Source organism: Streptomyces palmae (genome assembly GCF_004684805.1).
GTDB lineage: Bacteria > Actinomycetota > Actinomycetes > Streptomycetales > Streptomycetaceae > Streptomyces > Streptomyces palmae.
On record NZ_SRID01000377.1, the window covers coordinates 1 to 6,591 of the forward strand.

At 75.1% G+C, this 6,591-nt stretch carries 4 protein-coding genes; all 4 read right to left on the reverse strand.

Translation table 11 applies throughout. The annotated features are described in order from the left end of the window. Positions 1–1,241, reverse strand: a 1,241-nt coding sequence (locus E4099_RS27055; RefSeq protein WP_167828493.1) for a TOMM precursor leader peptide-binding protein, incomplete at its 3' end; no start/stop codon positions are given. Positions 1,242–1,756: 515 nt separating this feature from the next. After that, a complete protein-coding gene (locus tag E4099_RS27060; protein ID WP_135341751.1) occupies positions 1,757–5,548 on the reverse strand; it encodes an AfsR/SARP family transcriptional regulator in 3,792 nt (1,263 codons plus the stop codon). Between the two features lie 91 nt (positions 5,549–5,639). After that, positions 5,640–6,077 (reverse strand): DUF6578 domain-containing protein, encoded by a 438-nt coding sequence (locus E4099_RS27065; protein WP_135341752.1) that lies wholly within the window; start codon positions 6,075–6,077, stop codon positions 5,640–5,642. Between the two features lie 78 nt (positions 6,078–6,155). Further along, positions 6,156–6,344 (reverse strand): hypothetical protein, encoded by a 189-nt coding sequence (locus E4099_RS27070; protein WP_135341753.1) that lies wholly within the window; start codon positions 6,342–6,344, stop codon positions 6,156–6,158. Positions 6,345–6,591 lie beyond the last annotated feature (247 nt).

The following is a 6,591-nucleotide window of genomic DNA, read 5'->3' on the forward strand; positions in this document are numbered from 1 at the left end:
GCGCTCGGGTCGGCGGGGTGCCGGTGGCGGCCGGGGCCGAGGGCGGCGACATAGGCGCGGACCGCGGAGCGCACCGCCCGGGTGCGGGCGACCAGGATGGTGTCGGTGTCGAAGGCGCTGATCTCGCGGGCGCCGGCGGCCAGTTCGCCGGCCGGGGCGAGCCTGACCCGCCCGGTCTTCAACGGGATCTGCTTGATCGGGTCGTCGGTCCAGCCGGACATGATGCCGGTGCCGGGCGAGACCAGGACCGCGGCCTTGCCGTAGGCGTCCGCGTCATCGACCGGAGCACTAGGCGTGTCCATGACATCACTGACCGCCACGGAACCGTGGTCCAGCGGGCAGCCGGGGTGCGGCAGCACGCGCTCCCGCCGGGACTCCAGGGTCGCCAGGTCCTGGATCACGGCGTGCCGTTCGTCGTCCTCCCGCAGCTGGCCGGTGAGCAGTCGGAACACCTCGAAGGCGACCGCGTTGCCCACCATGTCCCGGGCGATCGCACTGCCCTGGGCGTCGGCGGGCCGGGCCCCGACGGGGCCGAGCGCCAGCTCGCGCCAGAAGTCGGCGGCGGCCGCCGGGTCGGAGTTGGCCGCCAGCCGCAGCCGGGCGCAGACCCAGCAGGGCTGTCCGGCCGGCCCGGAGACCGGGCCGAGCACCACCTGGCGGGAGTCGACCACCACCGGCAGCAGGCGCGGACCGGGCTCGGCGCCATGGGCGCGGCGGGTCAGGTCCAGCAGCGCGGCGGTGTGCGCCCCGTCGGCGGCGCAGACCACGGCGTCGTACCCGGACAGGTCCTCGGGGGTACCCGGCACCGTGGCGACCGTGGCGCTCACCCCCTTCCCGGCGAGCGCGGCGATCTCGGCGTCGAACTCGGCACCCCAGGCCGGGTCGTCCACCACCACCTCGGCCAGGCCGTTGCGCAGCAGGCCGCGGACCGCGGCGGCGGCGACACCGCCCGGCGCCCCGCTGACCAGGACCCGCGCGGTGCGGAAACGGGCGAACAACTCCTGCGGAGTACGGGGGTCCGCATGAGTGAAATGCTCCACGAAGTTGATCTGCGGCGCGAAGGCCGTCAGCACCGACTCCGGCAGCAGATCCGGTCCGGACTGCGGCATATCGCGGGCGAATCCGCGGTCAAGCAGCGTGCGAATCAGGCCGAACGCGGTTTTCCGACGGTTCTCGTCAAGCCCTTCGCACAGCTCGGCGATGCTCCACTCGCCCGTCATGCGCGGCGCGAGAACAGACATCCATTCATACGCACCGGCCCCTTTGAGAACGCACGACGTTTCGGCGCTCCGCAGATAGATGCCGGTATCCACCCGAAGAAATACAACGTCATTGCGGAGGCGCGGACAGATATCAAACGGGTGCGCATGCCCGGTTGTCTGCATAGAAATCTCCCCGAAGATAGCGGGCCTGCACTCGAAGAATTCCGGAAAGCGGGTCTACCCGCGTCCGCCACGGGATTATTTAGCAGTCCTTCAACAGGTCGTCAACACTTCTCACACACATGCCCTGTTCGCCGAGCGAGGCCCGATCACGGAACCAGCGGCGGGAACACCAGCGTGTTACTGACCGACCGTTCCGGCAGCCTCGGAAATGGCCACTGGCTGCCAGCCAGTGGACGACATCATTCCGCTGTCACCGATTGTTCGCTTATCGGTCGCCCGAGTGGCAGCTAGATGTCAGCGCGGCGCATATGGTGATGAATTCGCCGATTCGACGGGCCTTAGACCGCACCCCGCCCCGAGGCGCGCAAGGTTCAGACCAATGCGATGGCCTCGGGCAGACTCAGCCCTCGACCCGCGGAATGCGCGGCCCGGAACTCCTCCCCGCCCAGCACCTCCCGCGCCGCCTCCTCGGCACTCCGGCGGCCCTCCCGCTCCACGGCCGGGCGGCCCAGCGCCGGCGGGCGCAGGGCGTCGTACGCGCCGACCAGCCGGGCCGCGGTCGCCGCGTGCCCCGCCCCGCCGAGGCTCGCGTACGCCTCCGCGGCGGTCAGCAGCATCATCACCGGCAGATGCGGGGCCACCATCTGGGCCAGCGGATCCGCCGTCTTGGCGAGCGCGCCGCGCACCCGCTCCACCGTCCGCCCGGGCTGCCCCTCCAGCAGGTCCAGCCAGCCCTCCATGCCCTCCGTCAGCCCCAGGAACAGGCCCAGCGAGCGACTGCGGAAGTCCTCGGCGAGCAGCCCCAGTTGGGTGCGCGCCTCGGCGACCCGACCGGTCTGCCCGCAGCGCACCACCAGGTGCAGCCGGGCGTAGGACAGCACCTCCGCGCCGGTGTGCCCCTCGGCCTCGACCACCTCGCGCAGCGCCCTCTCCCCCGCCGCGGCCTCCCGCTCGTCCCCGGTCTCGATCCACACCGCGGCCAGCCGCATCCGCAACATCGTGACCTGGGAGCGCGCGCCCAGCTCGGCGGCGTACCGGATCGCCGCCCGGTAGTCCGCCGCCGCGGCCGGGTAGTCGCCGTTCTGCTCATGGGCCTCGCCCCGGCCGGACAGCGCCTCCGCCGCGCCCCAGGCGTCCCCCACCCGGATGAAGATCTCCAGGCTCTCGTCGGCGTCCCGCCGCGCCGCACGCGACCGGTCGACCAGATCCACCTCCGGCGACCAGCGCGGACTTCCCTGGATCACCTTGGCCCGCAGGAGGAGCGTGAAGGCCAGCTCCCAGTCGTAGCCCAGTTCCCGGGAGGTCTCCACCGAGCCGTCCAGCGCCTGCCGCAGCAGCTCGAAGTCCCCGCTGAGCATCACCGCGTAGAACCACATCGCGCCCGGTATCCGGCAGGTCTGCGGCAGCCCCGGCCGGTAGGCGGCGAGCAGCCCGTCGCACAGCTCCATGCGGCGCCGCGGGCTCGCCAGCTCGCGCAGATCACCCTCGATGTTGCCCAGCATGATCAGCCGCACCCCGCGCCGCGCCTCCGCCAGCAGATCCGGCGGCATCGGCGGCGGCACCGAGGTGGACGCCTCGAACACCGGGGGCGCGGCGGTCGGCGGCGCGAAGGGATCGGGGCCCAGATCGGCCGCCGCCGTCGCCCAGTGCCGCGCGTCCGCGTGGTGCCCGCGCAACTGCCAGAACCAGCCCAGCGACAGCACCAGGCACAGCGCCTCCTGCTCGTCCCGCGCGGCCACCGCCCGGCGCAGCGCGGTGCGCAGGTTCTCGTGCTCGGTCTCCAGCCGCTCCAGCCAGACGCGCTGGGCCGGGCCGCGCAGCAGCGGATCCGCGGTACGGGCCAGCTCGCGGTAGGCCACCAGGTGCCGCCGCTCCACCACCGCCCGCTCCCCGGACTCGGCCAGCCGCTCCGCCGCGTACTCCGCCACGGTCTCCAGCAGCCGGTACCGCATCCCCCCGTCCGCCGGCTCGGCGACCACCAGCGACTTGTCCACCAGCGAACCGAGCACGCCCACCACGTCACGGGGGTCCACGCGCTCGGGTCGCGGACCGGCCGCCCCACGGCCGGACGGAAGGCCACCACCGGCGCCCACCGCCTCCTGCCGGTACGGCGACGCGCCACCGCGACCGCTCGTCCGGTGCGGGTGCGGCACACCGCCCGGGGTTTGGTACGGGTAGGGCGTACCGCCCGGGCCCGGCGCCTCGCAGGAGTTGGGCGTACCGCCCGGGTCCCTCGCTTCGTACGGGTAGGGCGTACCGCCCGGGCCCGGCGCCTCGCAGGAGTTGGGCGCACCGCCCGGGTCCCTCGCTTCGTACGGGTAGGGCGTACCGCCCGGGCCCGGCGGCGGGTCCCCGCACACCGCTTCCGCGGCGTCCGGGTCGCAGCCTCCGGCGAACACCGACAGGCGCCGCAGCACGGTGCGCTCCCGCTCGTCCAGCAGGTCCCAGGACCAGTCGACCACCGCGCGCAGGGTCTGCTGGCGCGGCAGTACGGTCCGGCTGCCGCTGGTCAGCAGGCGGAAGCGGTCGTCCAGGCGGTCGGCCAACTGGCGTGTGGTCAGCGAGCGCAGCCGGGCCGCGGCCAGCTCGATGGCGAGCGGCAGACCGTCCAGCCGACGGCACAACTCCGCGGCGGCCACCGGGTCGTCGGCGGCCCGGAAGCCTGGGCGGGCGGCGGCGCCGCGGTCCTGGAGCAGCCGCAGCGCCATCGGGTCCGGCAGCGGGTCCACCGGGCGCACCGACTCCCCCGGCACGGCCAGCGGTTCGCGGCTGGTGGCCAGCACCGTGACGCCGGGGCAGTCCCCCAGCAGCCGCTCCACCAGTCGCGCGGCCGCGTCCACCAGGTGCTCGCAGTTGTCCAGGACGAGCAGCATCCGGCGGGCCGCGCAGTGCTCCACCAGCCGGGCCAGCGGATCGCGGGCCGACGGGTCGCCGGCGGCACGCAGGGCCTCGGAGCTTCCCCGGATCACCGTCTCCCGCGCCCGCAGGGCCGTGAGCACCGCCTCCGGCACCGTCTCCGGGTCGTCCAGCGGAGCCAGTTCCACCAGCCAGGCACCGTCCGGCCAACGGGCCGCCACCGCCTCCGCGGCCTCCTGGGACAGCCGGGTCTTGCCCGCCCCGCCGGGCCCGGTCAGCGTCACCAGCCGCTGGACCCCCAACTCCTCCCGGAGCGCGGCCAGCTCCGCCTCCCGCCCCACGAAGCTGGTGAGCCGGGCCCGCAGGTTCCCGGCGAGGGCGCCCCCGGACGGGGGGCCGCCTGGCGTCGGGATGCCCGGTGCCGGGGTACCGCGAGTCGGCGTGCTCGGGACGGGGGCGCCCGGGACCGGGGTTCCCAGGGCAGCCGTGCCCGGAGTGGCCGGGATCGCGGTTCCCCCGACCTGGGTGCCCAGGGCCGGACTCCCCCCGACCGCGGCCTCGGGGCCCGGCCGGGGCGCCGGTGCGGTGTCCGGGGTGAGGAGTTCCGCGTGCAGGGCGCGGAGTTCGGGGCCCGGGTCGGTGCCCAGCCGATCGGCGAGTTCGGCACGTACCGCCTCGTACGCGGCCAGGGCCTCCGCCGGACGTCCGGCGGCACGCAGCGCCCGGATGCGCGCCGCGTGCAGCGGCTCGTCCATCGGGTGCCCGGCGCACAGCTCGGCGAGTGCCAAGGCCGCCGCCTCGGGACGGCCCAGCGCGGTGTCGGCCTCGGCGCGGGCCCGGCGCGCGGCCAGCCGGTGGGCCAGGGCGCGGGTGGCCGGCCCGGCGGCGTCCGGCAGGTCGGCCAGGGCCGGCCCGCGCCACAGCTCCAGCGCCTGGTCCAGCAGGGCGGCGGCGCGGGCCGGCTCCCCATCGGCCAGCGCCCGGGCGCCCTCGGCGCTCAACTCCTCGAAACGGTGGAGGTCCACGTCCTCGGGGTCGGCGGAGAGCCGGTAGCCGCCCGGGGCGGACTCCACGGCCGCGGCCCCCAGCGCCCGGCGCAGCCGTCCGACCAGTGCCTGGAGCGCGGCGGGGGCGTCACGCGGCGGCTCGGCGGCCCAGACCTCGGCGATCAGCGCTTCCGTGGTGCGGACCCGCCCCGGGTACAGGGCGAGCGCGGCAAGCAGCGCGCGTAGCCGGGCTCCGCCGAGGGCGATCGGGGTGCCGTCGCCGCGATGGACCTGGGTGGGGCCGAGGATGCCGTAGCGCACCCACCCATTGTCAGGGCACCACGGCACGAAGTGATCCGCTCCCCTCCCTGAGCACCCGAGGGGAAGCCGATCGGAGACCCTCCCGCGCCGGTCAGCTCCCGGCGGGCGTCTCCAGCTCGACCAGGACGCCCGTCTCGTGGCGGCGGTAGGCGCACCCCCGGCGGGGTGGCTGCACACCGTCGACGTCGCGCTTGAACCACTTGGGGCAGGTGTCCACCGGGCGCAACCAGAACTCGTCCGGCACCGGGTGGCTCGCCGGCTCACCGGGGCCGGGGGCGAGGAAACCCTGGGCCACCACCCGGATGCGGCGCACCCGGCCGGCCCGGTCCAGCCGCTCACCGCGCCGGGCGCCCCCGCCGTGCCCGGTGAACTCGTACAGCTCGCCGGTCACCGCGTCGGCGGAAACCGGCCGCAGCGGGTCGGCCGGATCCACCCGCATCACCGTCCAGGTCACCTCATCGCCCACGGAGAAGGGCTTGCCGCAGCACTCCATCTCCCAGTCCGCGTAGAACACGGTCAGCATCGACATGGCCCCACTGTGCCGGAACCGGCCCGCTCGCGGTCCCGTCCGCCGCCTCGGGCGGGGTCGGACGTGCGGAAGGGCGGGTCAGCCCTGCTCGGCGGTGGCCGCGCGGGCCACCTTGCCGCGGCGCAGGTAGTACCAGGCCATGTTGGAGGAGACGCCGACGATCAGGATCCACAGGATGCCCAGCCAGCTGCCCTGGGTGAAGGAGACGACGGCCGCCGCGATGGCGAGGACGCAGACGATGAGGGCGTAGACGGCGAGACGGGGCATGGGGCTCGGCTCCTGTCCGGGATGGTGCGGTCTTCGCCATTGTCCCCCATGGGGGTCGGTCGCCGGACGGCCCCCCTGCCGCCGGGTGGCGGCGGGTACACCGCCCGGCCGAACGGCCCTACCCCTCGCGGCCGGGCCCCACCACGTCTCCGCCGACCGCACCACGAGCCCACTCGGCGAACCCCGCCCGTACCGACGCCACCCCACCCGGACGCCCGATCACCCGCCGTCCCGCGCAGGCACCACC

Bases quoted from the DNA above. Each gene is read 5' to 3' on its own strand.
- E4099_RS27065 (WP_135341752.1), bottom strand. From the start codon at position 6,077: ATGTCGATGCTGACCGTGTTCTACGCGGACTGGGAGATGGAGTGCTGC.
- E4099_RS27070 (WP_135341753.1), bottom strand. From the start codon at position 6,344: ATGCCCCGTCTCGCCGTCTACGCCCTCATCGTCTGCGTCCTCGCCATC.